Here is an 18,311-nt window from a genome sequence, read left to right on the forward strand (position 1 = left end):
AAATCAATGACGCTATGTCTATAGTAAAGTGTGTTGGTATTTTAACGTCCGGAGGTGATGCCCCGGGAATGAACGCCGCTATTCGTGCGGTAACACGTTCCGCTATTTATAACGGAATGAGAGTGAAAGGTATTTACCGTGGTTACAAAGGGTTGATCCTAGATGAGATTGAAGAGTTTAAGACACAAAATGTCAGTAATATAATTCAACGCGGTGGAACAATTCTTAAGACCGCCCGTTGCGTGGAGTTCAAGACTCCCGAGGGACGAAAACAGGCCTATGATAAGTTGCAAGAGCATGGGATCGATGCTTTGATCGCTATCGGTGGTGACGGAACGTTGACGGGAGCGCGTATTTTCGCTCAGGAGTTTAATTTCCCGGTCGTAGGATTGCCGGGTACGATTGATAATGACTTGTATGGCACGGATACGACGATCGGCTATGATACAGCCTTGAACACGATCATGGAATGCGTGGATAAGATCCGTGATACGGCTACCTCGCATGATCGTCTGTTCTTTGTGGAGGTTATGGGGCGCGACGCCGGTTTCTTGGCGTTGAACGGAGCGATCGCTTCTGGTGCCGAAGCCGCTATTATCCCGGAAATCTCCTTGGAGAAAGATCAATTGGCTGAGATGATCGAGAATGGATTCCGTAAGTCCAAGAACAGTAGTATCGTATTAGTTGCCGAGAGTGAGGTAACCGGTGGTGCTATGGGGGTCGCTGAGCGTGTGAAGAAGGAATATCCGCAGTTCGACGTGCGTGTCTCTATCTTAGGTCACTTGCAGCGCGGTGGTTCTCCTACGGCACAAGATCGGATCTTGGCGACGCGCATGGGCGTGGCTGCGATCGACGCCTTGTTGGATGATCAGCGTAACGTGATGATGGGTATCCAGAACGACCAGATCGTCTATGTACCGTTCTCTAAAGCGATCAAGAATGATAAGCCCATTAACCGGGATTTGTTGAACACGCTCCGTGTTTCTTCCATCTAAATAAGGCGATATATTTAATATGAATAGAAACCCGGATGTAGCGATCGTATACATCCGGGTTTTTATGTGAAGAACCTGATATCATGAAGAAGTATAGCGGCGTGGCCTTGTATGTAATCGTATTTGTTTTTCTGTTTATCTTCTTGAGGATATTCAGTGAGTACCACTTTTATTGTGTTGAGCAGAACCAGTTATTCCAGTTAACTCCCTCTTTTATTATCGATAAGCTGATACAACCGGGAGGTTTATCGATGGTTCTTTCCGGCTGTTTGGTACAGTTCTTCATTCTCCCGAATGTGGGAGCTATGATAACGGCGGCCCTGTTGACAAGCCTGGGGGGCCTGCTTGGGGCGATCTTGAGACGGATTGATCCACGGAGCCATGGCATTTTATGGGTCTGGCTTCCTGTCCTATCTTTGTTGTTTGTGCAATGGGATTTTAATTATATGTTCCAAGGGACGGTTGCCTTTGGTATGATGTTGTTTGCTTTATATCTCGTTTTAGGGATAAGGAATTTCATATCTCGTTTGATAGCAAGTCTGTTTGCTTCCCTGTTACTCTTTGGGTTGGCCGGGCCGGTCTCTTTGTTGTTTGCCTTGTCCATGATGGGATACGAGGCGATGAGCCGGACACTCCGTTGGTATTATGCTGTGATTTTACCGATGATCGTGTTGATCTTGGGTGGGGTATGTGTGCGTTACTCGGTGATTGGAGAATACCGTTTTGTCTTTTTACCGGATGGTTATTATTATTTCCGTTTGGTGCCGGGTAAGGTAATTTATTTCTCATGGATCGCTTTCTATGCGGCGTTGGTTGTAACCTGCCTTTGCAAAAACAAGGAATCATGGGCTGGTAAAAAGCCTTTGGCGCAGGGAATCTCCCAATTTGTTATCTTAGGACTTATCTTTTGGAAAGGCTTCGATCTATATGGTGAGCAGAAATCATACCGTTTGAAGATGATGGACTATTTTACCCGGACAGAGCAATGGGACCGGATCTTGGTATCATGCAAGGAACCGACCACTAATCAACTCTATTTATGTTACCAAAATATGGCTTTGGCCCGGAAAGGTATTCTGGCGGATGAGGCGTTTAAGTACACGCAGCACGGGCCTCGTGGATTAATGGTGGCATGGAATAAATCAACCACCCTGTCCGCCTTGTTGAGTGATGTTTATTTTACGATGGGAAATGTCGCCGCGGCTCAAGAGATGGCTTTTGAGAGTAATATCGGTGCCTTATGTGATGGAAATCCCCGCATGACGCAACGTTTGGTGCAAACGAACTTGATTTATGGAGCCTATCCGGTCGCAGAGAAATATATCGCTGTCTTGGAGAATACTTTCTATTATAAGGATTGGGCCAAAGCGCAGCGGAAATTCCTGTATAATGATGAGGCGGTCGAGACAGATCCTCTATTGGGGAATATGCGCAGGAACCTGCTATCCGAGAATCATCTGAGTCAGATAGATGGATTCGACATGGACTTGATTCGCTTGGCGGAGCAGAATCCTTCCAATAAAGCCGCTTTCCACTATGTCGGCGTATTCTATCTTTTAGCAAAAGATGTGACGCGTTTTAAGACGTTGGTGGAAACCTATTACGGCACGGATTTACTCCCTTCTTTACCGGTCTCTTTTCAAGAGGCGGTCATCATCCTATCGGAGAAAGATCCGGATTACTGGAAACGTTTCGGTGTCTCAGAATCTATCGTAGGGAGATTCGCCGATTATAAGAGGCAAGTGCTCGCCGGGCGGAATAATAGTAATGTGCTGCCCGGTTTGATGTATCGCTCTTATGGCGATACCTATTGGTATTATTATATGTTTAAATAAGAGATGAGAAGAATGTATATAAGAGGCATATTTATGTGGATGATTCTGGGCTTGATGGCTTGTTCCGGTCCGGTACGCATACAGAAGAATTTGGAAGTCAAGCCGGATATCTTCCCGGATTATGCGGATGTGACAATCCCGCCGAATATAGCTCCCTTGAATTTTAAGTTGAAAGATGCTTGCGCTGAGGCCCGTGCCATTCTCGAATGTGGCCCGGAGAAATTAGAGATCAAGACTGGGAAAGACGCTTGTTTCGTGATCCCGGCCTCCGGTTGGAAAAGGCTGCTGCGTGCCGCTTCCGGGAATCATCTGAATGTAACCGTACAAGCCTTCGTGAATGATGAATGGATCGCGTATGCCCCATTCACCATTAAGGTGGCGAAGGAGCCGGTCGATGGTTGGCTGGCTTACCGTTTAATCGAGCCGGGTTATGAGTTGTGGAACCGTATGGGTATCTATCAACGTAACTTGGAAAATTATACGGAGAACGCGATCATCGAAAATAAGATGAGCGGCAATAACTGTATGAACTGCCATTCTTTCTGTATGCAGAATCCGGAGAAAATGCTTTTCCATATGCGTGAGACCTACTCTTGTACCTTATTGATCGATGGAGATAAAGTGGAGAAGCTGAATACGAAGACCGATCAGACCCTTTCTCCGCTTGTCTATCCTTCTTGGCATCCTTCCGGAAAATATGTCGCTTTTTCCGTGAATAAAACCAAGCAAGCGTTTCATATGAACGATAGGAATCGGGTGGAGGTATTCGACTCAGCCTCGGATGTGGTCGTCTATGATACGCAAAAGCATGAGATCGTGACTTCTCCGCTGCTGTCTTCAGAGGGAGCGTTCGAGACTTTCCCTACATTTTCCCCGGATGGAAATACGCTCTATTTTTGTTCGGCTAAAGCCCGTACGATGCCCAAGGAATACGATCAAGTGAGATACGATCTATGCTCAGTCTCGTTCGATCCCGCTACACGCTGTTTCGGGACGGTAGTCGATACTTTGTATAAGGCATCGGAGATCGATAAAAGCGTTTCTTTTCCCCGGGTTTCCCCGGATGGAAAGTATTTGCTCTATACCTTGTCCGGTTATGGGAATTTCTCTATTTGGCATAAGGATGCCGATTTGTACATGATTGATTTATCGACCCGGCAAAGTTATGCATTGGAGGCGGCGAATAGCGACGATGTGGAAAGCTATCATTCATGGAGTAGCGATAGTCGTTGGATCGTGTTTAGCAGCCGTCGGATGGATGGTTTGTATACAAGGCCGTTCATCGCTTATATTGATGAGAAAGGACAGGCTTGCAAACCTTTTCTGTTACCCCAGAAGGATATAGATTTTTATTTTCGCTTTATGAAATCTTACAATATACCTGAATTCATCACAGGAGAGGTAAAGAGACAAGGGCGTACGTTGGCCGTGAAAGCGAAAGAGGGTAAAGGAATCGATGTAAGGTTCAAGTAAAAAAGAGTGTCGCATGATCCAATCGTGCGACACTCTTATGCTTTTATATCTATTTCGTAGCGATATTATCCAAGAACAGATCGATCATCCGCTTGGCTGCTACGAACGAGCTGATCTCGTTGTTCAAGACTTGCTTCTCCGTTTGTTCCAGCATGCCTTCTACCGCCGGGTTATGGTAGAACTTATCCCGTAGCGTGTCGTTGATGCTTTCGTACATCCAGTATTTAGCTTGTTCGTTACGTTTGTAGTCGAAGTAGCCGTTCTTTTTGGTGAACTCCATGTACTCTCCGACCATATTCCATATTTCCTTGATACCTAGGTTGTAATAACCGGAATAAGTCAATACTTTCGGAAACCAGCCCGACTCCGAGGGTGGGAAAAGATGTAAGGCGTTTCGGAACTGAGCGGCGGCGAGATTCGCCTTTTCGATATTGTCTCCATCCGCCTTATTGATAATAATACCGTCCGCCATCTCCATGATACCTCGTTTGATACCCTGCAACTCATCTCCGGTACCAGCCAATTGAATCAACAGGAAGAAGTCCACCATAGAATGTACGGCAGTCTCGCTTTGTCCGACACCCACGGTCTCTACGAATACGGTATCGAAACCGGCGGCCTCGCATAATACGATGGTCTCACGGGTCTTACGAGCGACACCACCTAAGGAGCCAGCGGATGGTGAAGGACGGATAAAGGCGTTTTTCTCTCTCGACAGAGCTTCCATACGGGTCTTATCTCCTAGGATACTACCTTTCGAGCGTTCGCTACTCGGGTCGATCGCTAGTACCGCAAGCTTATGTCCTTGGTTGATCAAGTGCATGCCGAAAGAGTCGATAGAGGTACTCTTTCCTGCTCCGGGAACACCCGTAATACCGATACGAACCGATTTCCCGGCGAAAGGCAAACATTTCTCGATAATCTCCTGCGCCACCTGTTGGTGCTCATGCTTAGAGCTTTCCACCAAGGTAACCGCTTGACTGAGTATCGTGATATTCCCTTTTAAGATACCTTCCACGAATTCGGAAGGCGTATATACCTTGCGTTGGGCACGCTTTTTTATATAAGGATTTACGGTAGGGACATCCGCAATGCCCTTATTCACTTTCAATCCCTTGTACTGATCATCGTTTTCTGGATGTTCCATATTAATAATTCATTATTTATATGCGGTGACCTTGATCAAGCGAATAGGCCCGTTCGGGTCGTTGCATACGACATTAATAAGTGCTTCAAGTTTTGTCTTTATCTCTTTCGGTCGCAAGGTTACTTTGAAAGTCGCGGTCGCTCCCGGTTTAAGTTCTTTCTTGCCGCCGGACAAATCGACACGCTCATCATCACAAGTGACGCTGTAGATCGTGAGCGGAGTCTTTCCGGCATTCGTAATCTCAAATGTACCCGATACCTTACCACCGATCAACGGAACGATGCTTTTCTTGTTCGGTAGCTTGCCGAATTCCAATAAAGTACCGGATAATTCCGCTATCGGGGCTTGGGTTTTATCCGCAGCGGATAGTTTGCTGAAATTATCGATCACGTTGGCGGAGATCTGGATCTCTCCGGATACTTCCTCCTTTCCGGCGTTCTGTACCATGACCGGCAAAAGCGTAGAGACTCGTCCTTTCCGCTTCAAGACCTTGGCATCCATAAGGATCGTAATGGCACCGACCTCGTCCGGTTGAAGGGTAGCCGGGTTCACCTGTATGTTGAGATAGTGAGGTACTTTACCCAAATGAATCGTAGCCGAGGTCTTTCCCTCGTTCTTAATGTTGATCTTCTCGCCCAACGTTTCCTCCGGACGGATACTGCTGAATAGAACAGTCTTCGTATGCAGCTTCAGATCACCGATCGAATAAGGATACGTAAAGACCGGCTGCGAAGGTTTCGAGGTGACATTTCCCTTAATGGCTAGGCTGTAACTCCCTTTCTTCCCATTGCTGAATATTGATATGGTTTTATAAAATGGGCCGGGGCGTCCTTTCGGATTATACGTTATCTTAACTTCACCGGACTTACCGGGAGCGATCGGCGACTTGGTCCATTCCGGCCGTGTACAACCGCAAGAGGCGGTAACACGGGTGATGACCAAAGGGGCGTCTCCCGTATTCTTTATCGTGAAAGTATGACTGGCGAATCCATCGGCCTCGGCTATTGTCCCGAAATTATAAGTCAACTCATCCGACAATATTTGGGCACCTTGTTGTGCCCAAGCTGTCGTTATAGATATAATTGCTGTAAGAGCAAGGATCAACCTTTTTATATTCAGCATTCCAATTGGGGGTTTTTACGTGTTTTTTATTCAACCTCTCCCCGGATGTTCATGATGAAGCTTCCGGTTTTCCCGTTACTGTATACGGAAATGGTCTTCGTGAAAGGACCCGGACGTCCTGCCGGATCGAAAGTAACCTTGATCTGGGCTTTCTTACCCGGAGCTACCGGTTCTTTCGGCCATTCCGGGGTCGTACATCCGCAAGACGCGATTACACGTGTAATGACCAGAGGCATATCGCCCGTATTGGATACTTCAAACGTATGGGATACTTTTCCGTCTGCTTCCTTGATGGTTCCAAAATCGAAACTGGTTGTTTCTGCGGAAATAACTGCTTTCTTCTGAGCCGAAGCCATTCCTGTCGCTAACAGGATCGCCATAAAAATAAAAACTATTTGTTTCATCTTATCGTTTAGTTTTAATTCAAATTACAAAGGTAATGTATTATTTCCAAAGGGACAAAAAGGCCGCTTCCGGAATGTGCTTCCAAATTGTTTTTATGATGATAGGCCGCAGTGTTATGCACTATCCACCGTTATAGATGCGGAGGCGATGCTGTTCAATACGTCCGTGTCGGTCTCGGTGTTCGCCATTTGGTAAATCAAGGCTGTCTTGTCAATATAAAGATAGCTGTCTCTGCGGATCTTCTCGAAGTTCTGTATGCCGATGGGATAAATAATCTGGTTCATATCACCCTGTGTATTTAATGAGATAACACAAAAGTAGTGATTTCGGTTGAAAAAAGTGCGGGACATTGAAAGTTCAGAACTTTTTTGCTTATATTTGCAAACGATAATACAAGGTGTTTACAACTAAACTATTACTAGTATGAAGCGACTGTTTTATTTGCTAATCCTCATTTGCGGATTACTATCCTGCTCCAATGAGTTGGAAGAGACACAAAGTATGGCTTTGGCCATGAGTGATGAACCTATTTCCCTGTCAGTAAGTGATAAGGAAACGAAGGTAGAGCGAGGTATAAAGGATTATATTTCACATTTGAAATTCGGAAATATAAACGCACGTAGAAGTACGTTGCAAACCTACTCGCTTACTCCATACATATATAGAGGAGATACAGTGATGTACATCGCTAATTATGCTTCTGGTTGGGATCTTTTCTCGGCCGATCAACGGACACCTCTTGTTATGCTGTCTTCTGATACAGGTGCTTTTGACCCAAATGATCCTTCGATGGCTCCTGCCTTTAAAAGTTATCTAAATAGTGTTGCGGATGAATTATATCGAGTAAAGCAGTCAGGGACAAAGGATGGAAAAACGTATGGGCTTTGGCAGGCCGTATATATTCAAAATGATGAGGTGGATTTGCGAAAAATAGAGATAACTCCTCGTGCGGTTGGTACACAACCGGGTAGTGGATATTGGGAATTGATAAGTACGACTAAGCCTGTTACGAGTACACATATCTCAAATCGATTGACTGCTACCCGATGGGGGCAAGAAAATCCGTGGAATGTTTATGTGCCCTTCGTTGCCGGGAGTGCGACAAAACATTGTCTGGCTGGATGCGCTGCTGTAGCGGCGGCACAATATCTATATTACTTGCGTTACAAAAACAATAAACCAGCGAGTACCGTGACCACGGCAACCTATTCATCCGCTAGTAATACATATAGTTATACAGGAAGTAGTTCTACTATTTGGAATCAGATGGCTAAGACTGCCAGCGATTCTGGTACTGATTATGCGGCAATATTGATAGGCTATGTGGGAAATAGTGTCGGTATGGGTTATGGGGAATACGAGAGTGGTGTAAATATAGGGAAGATCATATCTTTTATAAATGGATATGGATATAATTATAAGCTTAGCTCTATGGAGTATGGCTATATTACAAGTGAGCTGATTGCGGGCAGAGCGGTATATGCAAGGTCGGATAATACAGGTGGAGAAGGAGGTCATCAATTTATCATTGATAGATACAGATCTATTACAGAGTCTTCAACAAGTACTTTTGGTTGGGTTGGTACAGACAATTTAGGTCAAGATTCAAATGAATATGATGAAAACGGAAATATAGTTGGTTATTCTTTCTTTTATGATAGAGAGAATAAAACATCTACATATGCTTATACAATGAATTGGGGATGGGGTATTTCTAGCTGGGATAATGTGTATTTTAATGCGTCAGATAATTCGGAGTGGAATACATCTTATAAATTCAATACGAATAGACAGTTCTTGAAATAACTATAAATTAGCTGTATATGATGAGAAAATATCGTTTTATAATATTGCCGTGTGTAATTCTATTGAGTTTGTTCACCTTTTCTTGTAGTGAGGATGAGCCTGTTAGTTGCGAGGAGTTTCAAGCGATTGTTAAAGGAAACTATTTCGTTGGAAAAACAGGAGTATGGCTTGTGCAAACAGAGAATGGGTTTCAAGAGCTAGATATTACAATTGATGGTTTGGGACCTGTAATGACTGGATCATTTTGGTTCCTTGATGAAAATACGGTTCTTACCCAGGCTGTTCTTTCGACGAAAGCTCCCGGAGTGGATGAGCTGGTCTCAAAATGGGGATGGTATTTACATGAGAGAGGGGAGGAACTTGAATTGCTCGTGAAATCGAAATATCAGTACGATTCAGTCACCGGCCGTTTCTCTACCGATAATCAATCCCTTGTTGGGGAAAAGGAGGGAAATTTGTATTTTGTCGAGAAGATCTCAGATAAAGAACTTGTCATGCGAAGTGAGTTCGCTGGACCGGTATATCACGATGTGTCTGGATTACGGCATACTTTAGTCAAAGGACTTTCTCCCAATCTTTGCCCGAATTTTCCCTATAAGGTGTTCTATTCTAACGAGGAGGCGATCGCTTATGTGAAAGAGGTGCTGGGCGAATAAAACCTTGATGCCCATTCTAAGCTCCTTATGATGCCCATTCAAAGGAGCTTACGATGGGCATCATAAGGAACTTAGAATGCCCATCGTAAGAAAAGGTGGATTTAAGGCTCTACCTGTAGTCTTTCTCCGGCGGTGTGCGACACGAATTCCGGGGCGTACATACATTGAATCGTACTGATACCTCCGGCGTATTCGCCGCTACGGGATACGTAGACCGGATATTCCAAGACGAACGTACCTTCCGGCAGACGATTGATGAAGAAATTCTCGGATACGTCTTTCGGGGATCTGTAATACCAGATACCGTCTCTTGATTCCGGGCCGGAAAGTTGATCGGCCGGTTCGAAGCAGCTCGCACGTAGATCTTTCAAGAATACGTAATTCATTTCACGGTCTGTCCGGATCGTTAGCCGAACGATTACCTTATCTCCGATGCGGAGCGGCTGCTCCGGTGTTACGGGACGGATTTGGCGGTTGGTACCGTTATTGGTCTCGACGAATAATTTCTTCTCGACACTCAACACCCCTTTTTGTCCTTTTACCTTGTCGATCTCTTGGAAGTATTGCTCGTAAACAGCTCCCCATGCCGGCGTGTTTCCTTCCTTGCGGATCGAGAGCACGGGGTTGGCGGAACTATTTGCCGGCTCGTTCGGAAGTATCGTTTTGAGGTAACCGGTAGCGATTTCCCCTTCCGCTGTACTATAGGTCTTGCCGTCCCATGTCGCTACACAGGTGTTTTGCGTGTTCAGCCAATCACTACCCGTGAGTAGCAAGGCGTAAATGGCGTTTACCGTGGCGGGTACGGATTCCCAGTTTTGTGTACGTTTCTGGTTTAGCAACCATTGTTTCATCCGGTTTGTATTCTGGGTATCCGGTGCGATTTCGTTAAAGACGGACATTAATAAGCAATGCGTGTCGATCGGTGAGGTGAAATAATCGTTTCCCCTGCGGTTGTTTGCCCAATACATACCTTTCTCTTCGGAGATCGTAGCGGTCTTCTTTAGTCCTGTCAGGATCGCTGTCGTCACCTCCTTTTTACCGTTTCGATGCATTAACAAGGCGATTTCGCCCTTGCTGATTAAGGAATATTGATTCCAGTGCTTCTCCGCTTGGTTCGTATAGAAACGGATCGCTTCTCGGGCGTCTTCCAGTTCCGGGATATCCCGGTAGGAACTACGGACGAATAAGAACTCTACCTGCTCCGGCGAGGGCCATGCGTTTTGCCATTTCTTATCGTATTTCAGCAAGTTCTCATAATCCGTTTGCATACTTTTGTCCAAGAACTTGAGGGCCTTCATTTGCATCTCTTTCTCCGCTTGCCCATATTGGATCGCGTTTAGCTGTACAAGCTGTGACATACCTTTCAGGATAGAAAGCGTGATCGCACGGCTTGCGGGGAAACCTTTGAACCAGCTCCATCCACCCTCTTCGTTCTGTTGTTGGATCAGTTGTTGCAAGGCCGCTTCCCGTAATCCGTCCGCACGGTTTAGGTCGAACAATAAAGACAAGCGTTGTTTTTGCTCTGTCTCGTTATCGGCGGCCAGTACCCAAGGCGTCTCTTCCAAGAGTATGTTCTTCAGCTCTTGGTTCTTTTCCAAGTTTGAATAGAGGGTAGAGGCATTCCCTCCTTGGGCGGTCCATTGGTTGATCACTTTCTGGATGCGGGGATGGGCTTGGGCGATATAGGAAGCCAACGTATTGCTGTAATAAGCGGCAAACCAAGATAAGATATTATCATTGTTCGGCTGTGTGATCGTTGGTAATGCCTGTACCGCGTACCAAATCGGATTCCCGGTCATCTCCAGCGTGAGACGGAACGGTGTCGCTCCCTCCGAGTTCCCGGAGATACGGATTTGTTTCTCTCCTTCCTTGAGCAAATAGAACGAGGTACTTTCCGTGATAAGCAATTGATTGGAAAGAACCGGTACGATCTGCTGCTCCCCGTCGCTTCCCTTTTCAGAGTCGGCTAGGATACGTATGCCCAGTAGGCTGATCTGTTTGGGAACCGGGATCATCCAGCTTACAGTAGCGATGCTATCCGGTTGCAACTCAAACGGACGTTGTGACTTGCTCAAGCAGATAATCGGTTGGTCTGTAGCGGGATCGAATAGTTCAATGCGTACACGGCCGGATACCGCTTCCTTGGAATTGTTGATGACTTGCGTGCTGATGCTGACCTCATCCCCTTGGCGGACGAAGCGAGGCAGATTCGGTAAAACCATCAAAGGCCTGCTGCTGATGACCTCTTTCGTTAGCAGACCGTATTTCAGGTCTTGGGTGTTGGCCAATAGCTGTAGTTTCCAAGTCGTATTACTTTCCGGCAGGGTGAAATTCACGAATACGTCTCCTTCCGCGTTCGTTTGCAAGGTCGGGTAGAAGAAGGCGGTTTCCGCAAAGTTCTGCCGGATTTGCTCCGGACTTATCGGCTGGCTGCTCTCTTTGGCGAAAGGATCGGATAGGCTGAACACGGGTTCCCCTTCCGTAGATTCCACACTAGGCTCTTCTAACACGGCGCTGTCTTCCATGATGTTCATGGATTCCGTCACTACTGGGGCTGCCGCGGATTTCAGCATGATACCACCCGCATCAGAAGCTAAGCTGTAGAAAACGCCTTTTCGGGTATTCTTCGTATGGAATAGACCGAACCAGTTTAAACGGTCATACTGATATTGAGGTACTTTTATATACTTGGCCTCTGTCTGGTCATATTGATAACTACGCTGGAACCCGGCTCCGGTTGAGAAACGGGGAGCTTGTAGCAGGATTGTTCGCTGCGGGGAGAAATACCAACTGAAAGGTATGATTTTATCTAGCGAAGCGTCGTACATGCTGGCCAGTACCTCGGCGGATACGATCGTGGAGTCTGCGTCGGTGATACGGAATTTCCAGCTCTCTTTACTTCCCGGAAGTAAACGATCCCGGAAGGTGATCGGCTTGATGGTCAACTGCCGGTTGGGTAGCTGAAGCTCTACGGGTACTTGGGTGATATATAGCTCACCCTCTTTTACGAACGTAAAGGATACGATGATGCCGTCTCCATATTCCGGCTTGAATGGGATCTTAAACCGATGGTTCGCGTCGCTTAGCTTGATCAACCCGTGATGGATGCGGTTATTTCCGGCAAACCATTCATAGAGCACATAGGCGTCCTTGTCGGAGGTGCCGAATACGATCTCCGCCTCCTCTCCGGGTAAACAAGTTGTCTTCTCTTTCAGCAGCCAAGTATGGGTAAATACGGGAGGACGCTTGTCGTTCTTTCCGTATAGGATGAAATCGGACTGGTTTTTACTGGGGCGCCCTTGGCTATCTTTGGCTTCTACTAAAATGCGGTAACGTCCGGAGGGCAATGGGTTGAAAATAGCCGGACTGATCTCCTTGCCACTGGTAAAGCTACCGGAAGCTACTTGCTTGCCTTCTTGATAGCTCTCTCCGCTATTCTTATCGGATCGGTTTGCGATCAGTTCTACGATCTTGAAAGTACCGGAGGTGGAAACCTTCTCCCCATTGATCGTCCGGGCTTCGACTACGGCTTTTACCGAGTCTTTCTCGATTTGTGGCGGTAGGTTGGTGAATAAGACGATACTGGATTCTCCTACCGAGAAGGTGTAATTCGCCTCTTGGGTCTCTCCTTTGCTATCGGTCACGGTAGCCGATACCTCGTAGGTCTGATATGCGGAAGCGTATGGATTCGTATCCTCCTCTTTTTGGGGACGGAAAGATACGCTGAATGCCCCATCGCCAGAAAGGGTGCTACTCCCTTCCGCAACTTGTGTCGGTGCGCTCGGACGGAAATACCTCCACAACAGGAAGGGCCTGCGTGTAATACGCCAAGTGACATCGCCACCGGGCAGTGACACGCCGGAGAATGTAGCCGCCTTGCCTTGTATGGTAACGGAATCACCAAAAGCGATATCGCCCTTGATCGGGAGGAAGTACGCTTGGAAAGTCGGACGTTTGTATTCCTCTACATGAATATATACGCTCATCTGTCCGGTACTTAACCGGAAGACACCGCTTAAGGTCTGTTTGGGGAGGGAGAACTCTCCGTTAAAAGAACCGAACTCATTGGTCGTGACTTTCTTCTGGGTTATCTCTTTCCCGTTAGCGTCGTATAAGGCCACTGTAAAAGGCTGTCCGGCCACGGCATGCGGATCGTTGGAATCTTTTACATAGGCGAGGCCTTTGAAGAAAATGGTTTGTCCCGGACGGTAAAGCCCACGATCCGTAAAGATAGAGACTTCTACCGGGTTCTTTTCCGGTCTGTGGCCGGAACCCATCGGGTAGATATTTGTCAACATAGCGTTGGTATCTCCCGGTCTGCTGGCTTGGAACGCCAATACTTGACTGTTCGCCGGAAGCGTGGCCAAGCCTTCCCGGTCTGTCTTGACGGTACCCAGTTCTTGCAGGCTACGACGCTGACCGCCGTAATAGGTAACGATAGCGCCATCAACAGGCTTCCCGCTAAGATAGTCGGTAACCATGACCTCTTGTTTATTACCGGAAAGATTACGATAGATCGCGGCCAATCGGGTTACGCTAACCGTATTGATCGTCTTTAGCTGTTGTCCGGGTACGGTTACGACACATTCATACAATCCCGGTTGATCCATAAATATATGTAAGGTCGTATCTTGCTGCGAATAGCTGTTGGGCAGTAGCAAAGAGAATGTCTTCTCATTTACGAGTTGTCCCAAGGTGCTGCTACTTGATTTTTTTGCGGATGTATGGGCTGCCGCTTGTAAAGGTGTTTTCGAGCTTCGATAGATTTGTACGCTGACTTTTTGTACATTCTTATATTCCAGCTTGATCCCCAGTTGCTGTCCCGGATAAACCGTATTGTTTGTAGATACGGATAAAGTAGGTTGTTCCAATTGCGCCAAGCGATTCTTTAAGATAGCCGTGCGAGGGTAACCGGAATACCGTTTGATACCCTGCTCGCATAGTTTCACCTCTTCCGCTTTGATAGAGTCCCATTGGGTAGAGACGTAACGAAACATACTGCCGCTAACCAAATCCAGTTTGGCGATCAAGATCTCGGCTGCATAGTTTTGAGAAGCTAAGTTCCTGTAAAGCTCATCCAATGTGTTCATGTAAGCCTCGAAAGACTCTTTATCCCTTTTATCCCCGTAAAGGAATCGTAGGTAATCCAATTCTGTAAGGAGGACCGATTTCATATTCGGCTCCTTATTTTGAAAGGCGATCAAGCCTTTATAGATCTGTACGGCCGGTTGGATGTCTAATGCCCGGAAAGCAAGGAACTCATAGAGGGTCGGACGCAAGGTTTGCGAGTCCTTTCCGATCTCCAGAATATCCTTGAACTTGCTGACTGGCGTATTTTGCAATAAGACCGTAGGTCGTAAGGATGAATCGATCTCTTCCTTGATCTTGTCCGTGAATAAGTTGGAAGTCCATTCCCGGATATCCTCCGGGATATAACCGCTTAATTGGGTGCGTTGGTTGATGGTCCACTGGTTCCGTTGGTAGTAGTTCTGATACATCTCCGCCAACATGGAATGTAATACCGCCACGGAAGCCGAGTCGGCCAGGCTGTTGGTGTAATTCTCCACGTTCCGTATCAGTTCCGGGAACTGATCATCGTTTACCTCCATCTGTTCTTTCATTTTAAGGATAAGATTCTTGATCACCATAGGGGTATTCTTATCGTTTATAGCTTGCGTGATAACAGAACTTTTTTGTTGAGGCTGGGCGGCCCGGCTATACATGATAACCGCCGAGATGCCGCAAAGTATCAGGGCAGATAAAATAATTGCTCTTATCTTCATATCTTTTGGGTTTTATAAGTTTAACAATAAACCTTTCCTATATAGATACAAAGAAAGAGCAAAAAGTTGTAAAACGTACGTTAATGTTTATTTTTTGCGCACGTAGGTGATGTAGGTGTAGGGGTAAGGATTCTTCTCGTCTGCGGGATGTTCCTCACGCTCAGTCTCTTCCCAAAGGTCCCAGTTTACGACGGGGAAGAACGAGGTAGCGTCGGGAAACTCATGATGGATGCGGGTAATATACATTTTGTCGGCTATTCTCAAAGCCTGTCTGTAGACCAACGCGCCGCCAATGATGAATATCTCGTCCTCTTTCTCACATAAATCCAGAGCGGCCCCCATAGACTCGCAAGCGAAACAATTCACGAAACCAGCCTCGGGCATAGTCGTCAATACGACATTCTTCCGATTGGGCAGTGGCGCTACAGGGAGAGACTCGAATGTCTTACGTCCCATGATTACCGCATGTCCCGTGGTTAATTCCTTGAAACGCTTCATGTCTGAAGGCATGTGACATAATAATTGTTGATTCTTTCCGATCGCGCTTTTATCTGCGATTGCTGCGATGATAGAAATTGTACTCATAGACTTATTGATTTATGATTTGTAATTTATGATTTATGAATTAACTGTCAACTGTCCATCGTCAACTGCCAATTCTCAGACGGCCACTTCTCCCTTGATATGGGGATGAGGGTCGTATCCGGTCAAATTGAAATCCTCGAACTTAAAATCGAAGATGCTCTTTACGTCCGGGTTGATCTCCATACGGGGCAACATGCGTGGCTCACGTGTCAATTGTAATTTGACTTGCTCCAAATGGTTGCTGTAGATATGGGCGTCTCCCAACGTATGAACAAAATCTCCCGCTTTAAGGCCGGTAGCTTGTGCCATCATTTGTAATAACAAGGCATAGGAGGCAATGTTGAACGGAACGCCAAGGAAAATATCCGCGCTGCGTTGATACAATTGTAGGCTCAACCGTCCGTTCGCCACGTAAAACTGGAAGAAAGCGTGGCAAGGAGGCAGGTTCATGTTGTCTAAGTCCGCCACGTTCCATGCGCTTACGATAATGCGTCGTGAATCCGGGTTATGCTTGATCGTCTCCACGGCCTCGGTGATCTGGTCGATAGATCCTCCTTTATAATCCGGCCATGACCGCCATTGGTAACCGTATATATGCCCAAGGCTACCATCCGCGTCGGCCCACTCGTTCCAGATGCGTACGCCATGATCTTGCAGATATTTTACGTTGGTATCTCCATTCAGGAACCATAACAATTCGTAGATGATAGACTTCAGATGCAGCTTCTTGGTAGTGAGTAGCGGGAATCCCTCTTCCAGATTGAACCGCATCTGATGACCGAATACGCTGATCGTTCCCGTACCCGTCCGGTCTTCTTTTCTAACTCCCTCGGTAAGCACTCTATTGAGCAGCTCTAAATATTGTTTCATTACTCACTTATTACAATAGTGTGCAAATGTACAAAAGTGAATCGTATTATACTAGAATAACGGGTCAAAATATGAAATCGGTTGAGGATTCAAACGGTTTCTTCATGTATCCTTGGCGGTTTCTTCGGGAGGTATTAGGGGATTTGTATAAAGATTTAGCTTGTCTATCAATCGTTGGACGATCATCTAACAGCTGTTGCATGATCTTCCAACGGCTGTTGCATGATCATCTACCAATTGGTGGATGATTAAGATGTCAAGAGGAAGGGTGTAGTACTTCGAGTAGAAATCGGTAAGGATTCCCGAGAAAATGCGTAAGGATATTAGACCTCTTGTGGATAGAATGCGTATCTTTGCCCGAAGAATAACATTTATTAATTTTAAAGGAAAGTGATGAAAAAACTTTGTTTTGCGGTCATGGCAATGTGTATGTTATTGTCATGCGGAGGTAAGAATGAGAAGGGGGCGGCTACGGAAGAGGCTACTCTCTCCGGTTTGATGAAGTCGGATTTTGTATCTGAGGTAGATGGTAAGCCGACTGCTTTGTATGTGTTGAAGAATAAGAAAGGGGCTGAGGCTTGCGTAACGAATTGGGGCGGACGCTTGGTTTCCGTGATGGTGCCTGATAAGAACGGTAAGATGACGGACGTGGTGCTGGGTTACGATAATATCGCGCAATACGTGGCGAACCCAGACATGAATTATGGTGCCTTGATCGGACGTTATGGCAACCGTATCGCGAATGGTAAGTTTACGTTGGACGGAACGGAGTATCAACTTCCGCAGAATAATAACGGCCATTGCTTGCATGGAGGTCCGAAGGGATATCACGCGGTAGTTTGGGACGCGAAACAGATCGATGACCAGACCTTGGAGCTGACCTATCTATCGAAGGACGGTGAGGCTGGTTTCCCCGGTAATTTGGATATCAAGGTGATCTATAAGCTGACGGAGGATAACGCCGTGGATATTAAGTACGAGGCGACTACCGATAAGGCTACTATAGTGAACCTGACTAATCATAGTTATTTCAACCTTTCCGGTGTTCCCGGCTCGCAAATCACGGATCATACGATCATGATCGATGCGGATACGTATAATCCGGTGGATGAGACTTTGATCCCGACCGGTATCGAACCCGTGGAAGGCACGCCGATGGATCTCCGCAAACTGGTAGTGGTAGGTGCTGATATCGACAATCCGTTTACGCAATTGGTTTATGGTGGTGGTTACGATCATAACTGGATCTTGAACGCCGCCGGCGATATCAATAAGGTAGCCGCTAAAGTTGTATCTCCGACAAGCGGTATCGTTATGGAAGTTTACACCAACGAGCCGGGTCTTCAATTCTATGCCGGTAACTCAATGACGAAAGCGGGTGATAAAGGCAAGTTGGGTGTGGTTTACCCACACCGTGGCGCCCTATGTCTGGAGACTCAACATTACCCGGATAGCCCGAACCAGCCGACATTCCCGAGCGTAGTGCTTCGTCCGGGCGAGAAATATACGAGTGAGTGTATTTATAAGTTTACGGTGGAGTAAGGATTTATAAGATTATACACAAATAAGGATAAGAGATGCGCCGATGTAGGTGCATCTCTTTTTTCTTTTCTGATCTCAGCGTATATTTCCCA

12 protein-coding genes and 1 pseudogene are annotated in these 18,311 nt (G+C 46.4%); 6 read left to right on the forward strand and 7 right to left on the reverse strand.

Going from position 1 to position 18,311, the window contains the following annotated elements; translation table 11 throughout:
• The first annotated feature begins 14 nt into the window (after window positions 1-14).
• The 3 genes from pfkA to E5342_RS03850 all read left to right on the forward strand — a co-directional run bounded on the left by pfkA (window position 15) and on the right by E5342_RS03850 (window position 4,303).
• Window positions 15-995, forward strand: a complete 981-nt coding sequence (gene pfkA, locus E5342_RS03840) for a 6-phosphofructokinase (protein ID WP_121734881.1) — start codon at window positions 15-17, stop codon at window positions 993-995.
• Between the two features lie 83 nt (window positions 996-1,078).
• The gene (locus E5342_RS03845) at window positions 1,079-2,830 is read left to right on the forward strand and encodes a DUF6057 family protein (RefSeq protein ID WP_121734880.1); all 1,752 of its coding nucleotides are present in this window, start codon (window positions 1,079-1,081) and stop codon (window positions 2,828-2,830) included.
• A gap of 3 nt (window positions 2,831-2,833) precedes the next feature.
• Entirely contained in the window at window positions 2,834-4,303 is a 1,470-nt protein-coding gene (locus E5342_RS03850; protein ID WP_135958861.1) for a TolB family protein, read from the forward strand.
• 49 nt (window positions 4,304-4,352) lie between these two features.
• Here E5342_RS03850 and meaB read toward each other — a convergent pair whose 3' ends face one another.
• From meaB to E5342_RS03870, 4 genes and pseudogenes are all read right to left on the reverse strand, one after another.
• Window positions 4,353-5,450 carry a methylmalonyl Co-A mutase-associated GTPase MeaB gene (gene meaB, locus E5342_RS03855; protein WP_121734878.1) on the reverse strand — a complete coding sequence of 366 codons (1,098 nt, stop codon included), beginning with the start codon at window positions 5,448-5,450 and terminating at the stop codon, window positions 4,353-4,355.
• Between the two features lie 12 nt (window positions 5,451-5,462).
• Window positions 5,463-6,572, reverse strand: a complete 1,110-nt coding sequence (locus E5342_RS03860; RefSeq protein ID WP_121734877.1) for a DUF1573 domain-containing protein — start codon at window positions 6,570-6,572, stop codon at window positions 5,463-5,465.
• A 26-nt stretch (window positions 6,573-6,598) separates the two neighbouring features.
• Window positions 6,599-6,976: a DUF1573 domain-containing protein gene (locus E5342_RS03865; RefSeq protein ID WP_005858893.1), complete on the reverse strand. Its 378-nt coding sequence runs from the start codon at window positions 6,974-6,976 to the stop codon at window positions 6,599-6,601.
• 177 nt (window positions 6,977-7,153) lie between these two features.
• Window positions 7,154-7,261: pseudogene (locus tag E5342_RS03870) on the reverse strand (AAA family ATPase); the annotation flags it as partial.
• A gap of 139 nt (window positions 7,262-7,400) precedes the next feature.
• Here E5342_RS03870 and E5342_RS03875 point away from each other — a divergent pair.
• Window positions 7,401-8,783 carry a C10 family peptidase gene (locus E5342_RS03875; protein WP_135958862.1) on the forward strand — a complete coding sequence of 461 codons (1,383 nt, stop codon included), beginning with the start codon at window positions 7,401-7,403 and terminating at the stop codon, window positions 8,781-8,783.
• A 17-nt stretch (window positions 8,784-8,800) separates the two neighbouring features.
• Complete coding sequence (locus tag E5342_RS03880; protein WP_121734875.1) at window positions 8,801-9,439, forward strand: hypothetical protein; 639 nt, start codon at window positions 8,801-8,803, stop codon at window positions 9,437-9,439.
• Between the two features lie 101 nt (window positions 9,440-9,540).
• On the opposite strand, the gene E5342_RS03885 is transcribed toward E5342_RS03880, so the two are convergent.
• The 3 genes from E5342_RS03885 to E5342_RS03895 all read right to left on the reverse strand — a co-directional run bounded on the left by E5342_RS03885 (window position 9,541) and on the right by E5342_RS03895 (window position 16,677).
• Window positions 9,541-15,222 (reverse strand): alpha-2-macroglobulin family protein, encoded by a 5,682-nt coding sequence (locus E5342_RS03885; protein WP_135958863.1) that lies wholly within the window; start codon window positions 15,220-15,222, stop codon window positions 9,541-9,543.
• A gap of 87 nt (window positions 15,223-15,309) precedes the next feature.
• Complete coding sequence (locus E5342_RS03890) at window positions 15,310-15,807, reverse strand: dihydrofolate reductase (RefSeq protein WP_057326591.1); 498 nt, start codon at window positions 15,805-15,807, stop codon at window positions 15,310-15,312.
• Window positions 15,808-15,882: 75 nt separating this feature from the next.
• Window positions 15,883-16,677, reverse strand: a complete 795-nt coding sequence (locus E5342_RS03895) for a thymidylate synthase (RefSeq protein WP_121734873.1) — start codon at window positions 16,675-16,677, stop codon at window positions 15,883-15,885.
• A gap of 393 nt (window positions 16,678-17,070) precedes the next feature.
• Between E5342_RS03895 and E5342_RS03900 the strand changes: the two genes are divergently transcribed.
• Window positions 17,071-18,219, forward strand: a complete 1,149-nt coding sequence (locus E5342_RS03900) for an aldose epimerase family protein (RefSeq protein WP_121734872.1) — start codon at window positions 17,071-17,073, stop codon at window positions 18,217-18,219.
• Window positions 18,220-18,311 lie beyond the last annotated feature (92 nt).

This window comes from Parabacteroides distasonis (genome assembly GCF_004793765.1).
Taxonomy (GTDB): Bacteria; Bacteroidota; Bacteroidia; order Bacteroidales; family Tannerellaceae; genus Parabacteroides; species Parabacteroides distasonis_A.

Coding starts and splice junctions, on each gene's coding strand:
- E5342_RS03900 (WP_121734872.1), top strand. CDS start 17,071: ATGAAAAAACTTTGTTTTGCGGTCATGGCAATGTGTATGTTATTGTCA.
- E5342_RS03885 (WP_135958863.1), bottom strand. CDS start 15,222: ATGAAGATAAGAGCAATTATTTTATCTGCCCTGATACTTTGCGGCATC.
- E5342_RS03880 (WP_121734875.1), top strand. CDS start 8,801: ATGATGAGAAAATATCGTTTTATAATATTGCCGTGTGTAATTCTATTG.
- E5342_RS03875 (WP_135958862.1), top strand. CDS start 7,401: ATGAAGCGACTGTTTTATTTGCTAATCCTCATTTGCGGATTACTATCC.
- pfkA (WP_121734881.1), top strand. CDS start 15: ATGTCTATAGTAAAGTGTGTTGGTATTTTAACGTCCGGAGGTGATGCC.
- E5342_RS03890 (WP_057326591.1), bottom strand. CDS start 15,807: ATGAGTACAATTTCTATCATCGCAGCAATCGCAGATAAAAGCGCGATC.
- E5342_RS03845 (WP_121734880.1), top strand. CDS start 1,079: ATGAAGAAGTATAGCGGCGTGGCCTTGTATGTAATCGTATTTGTTTTT.
- E5342_RS03865 (WP_005858893.1), bottom strand. CDS start 6,976: ATGAAACAAATAGTTTTTATTTTTATGGCGATCCTGTTAGCGACAGGA.
- meaB (WP_121734878.1), bottom strand. CDS start 5,450: ATGGAACATCCAGAAAACGATGATCAGTACAAGGGATTGAAAGTGAAT.
- E5342_RS03850 (WP_135958861.1), top strand. CDS start 2,834: ATGAGAAGAATGTATATAAGAGGCATATTTATGTGGATGATTCTGGGC.
- E5342_RS03860 (WP_121734877.1), bottom strand. CDS start 6,572: ATGCTGAATATAAAAAGGTTGATCCTTGCTCTTACAGCAATTATATCT.
- E5342_RS03895 (WP_121734873.1), bottom strand. CDS start 16,677: ATGAAACAATATTTAGAGCTGCTCAATAGAGTGCTTACCGAGGGAGTT.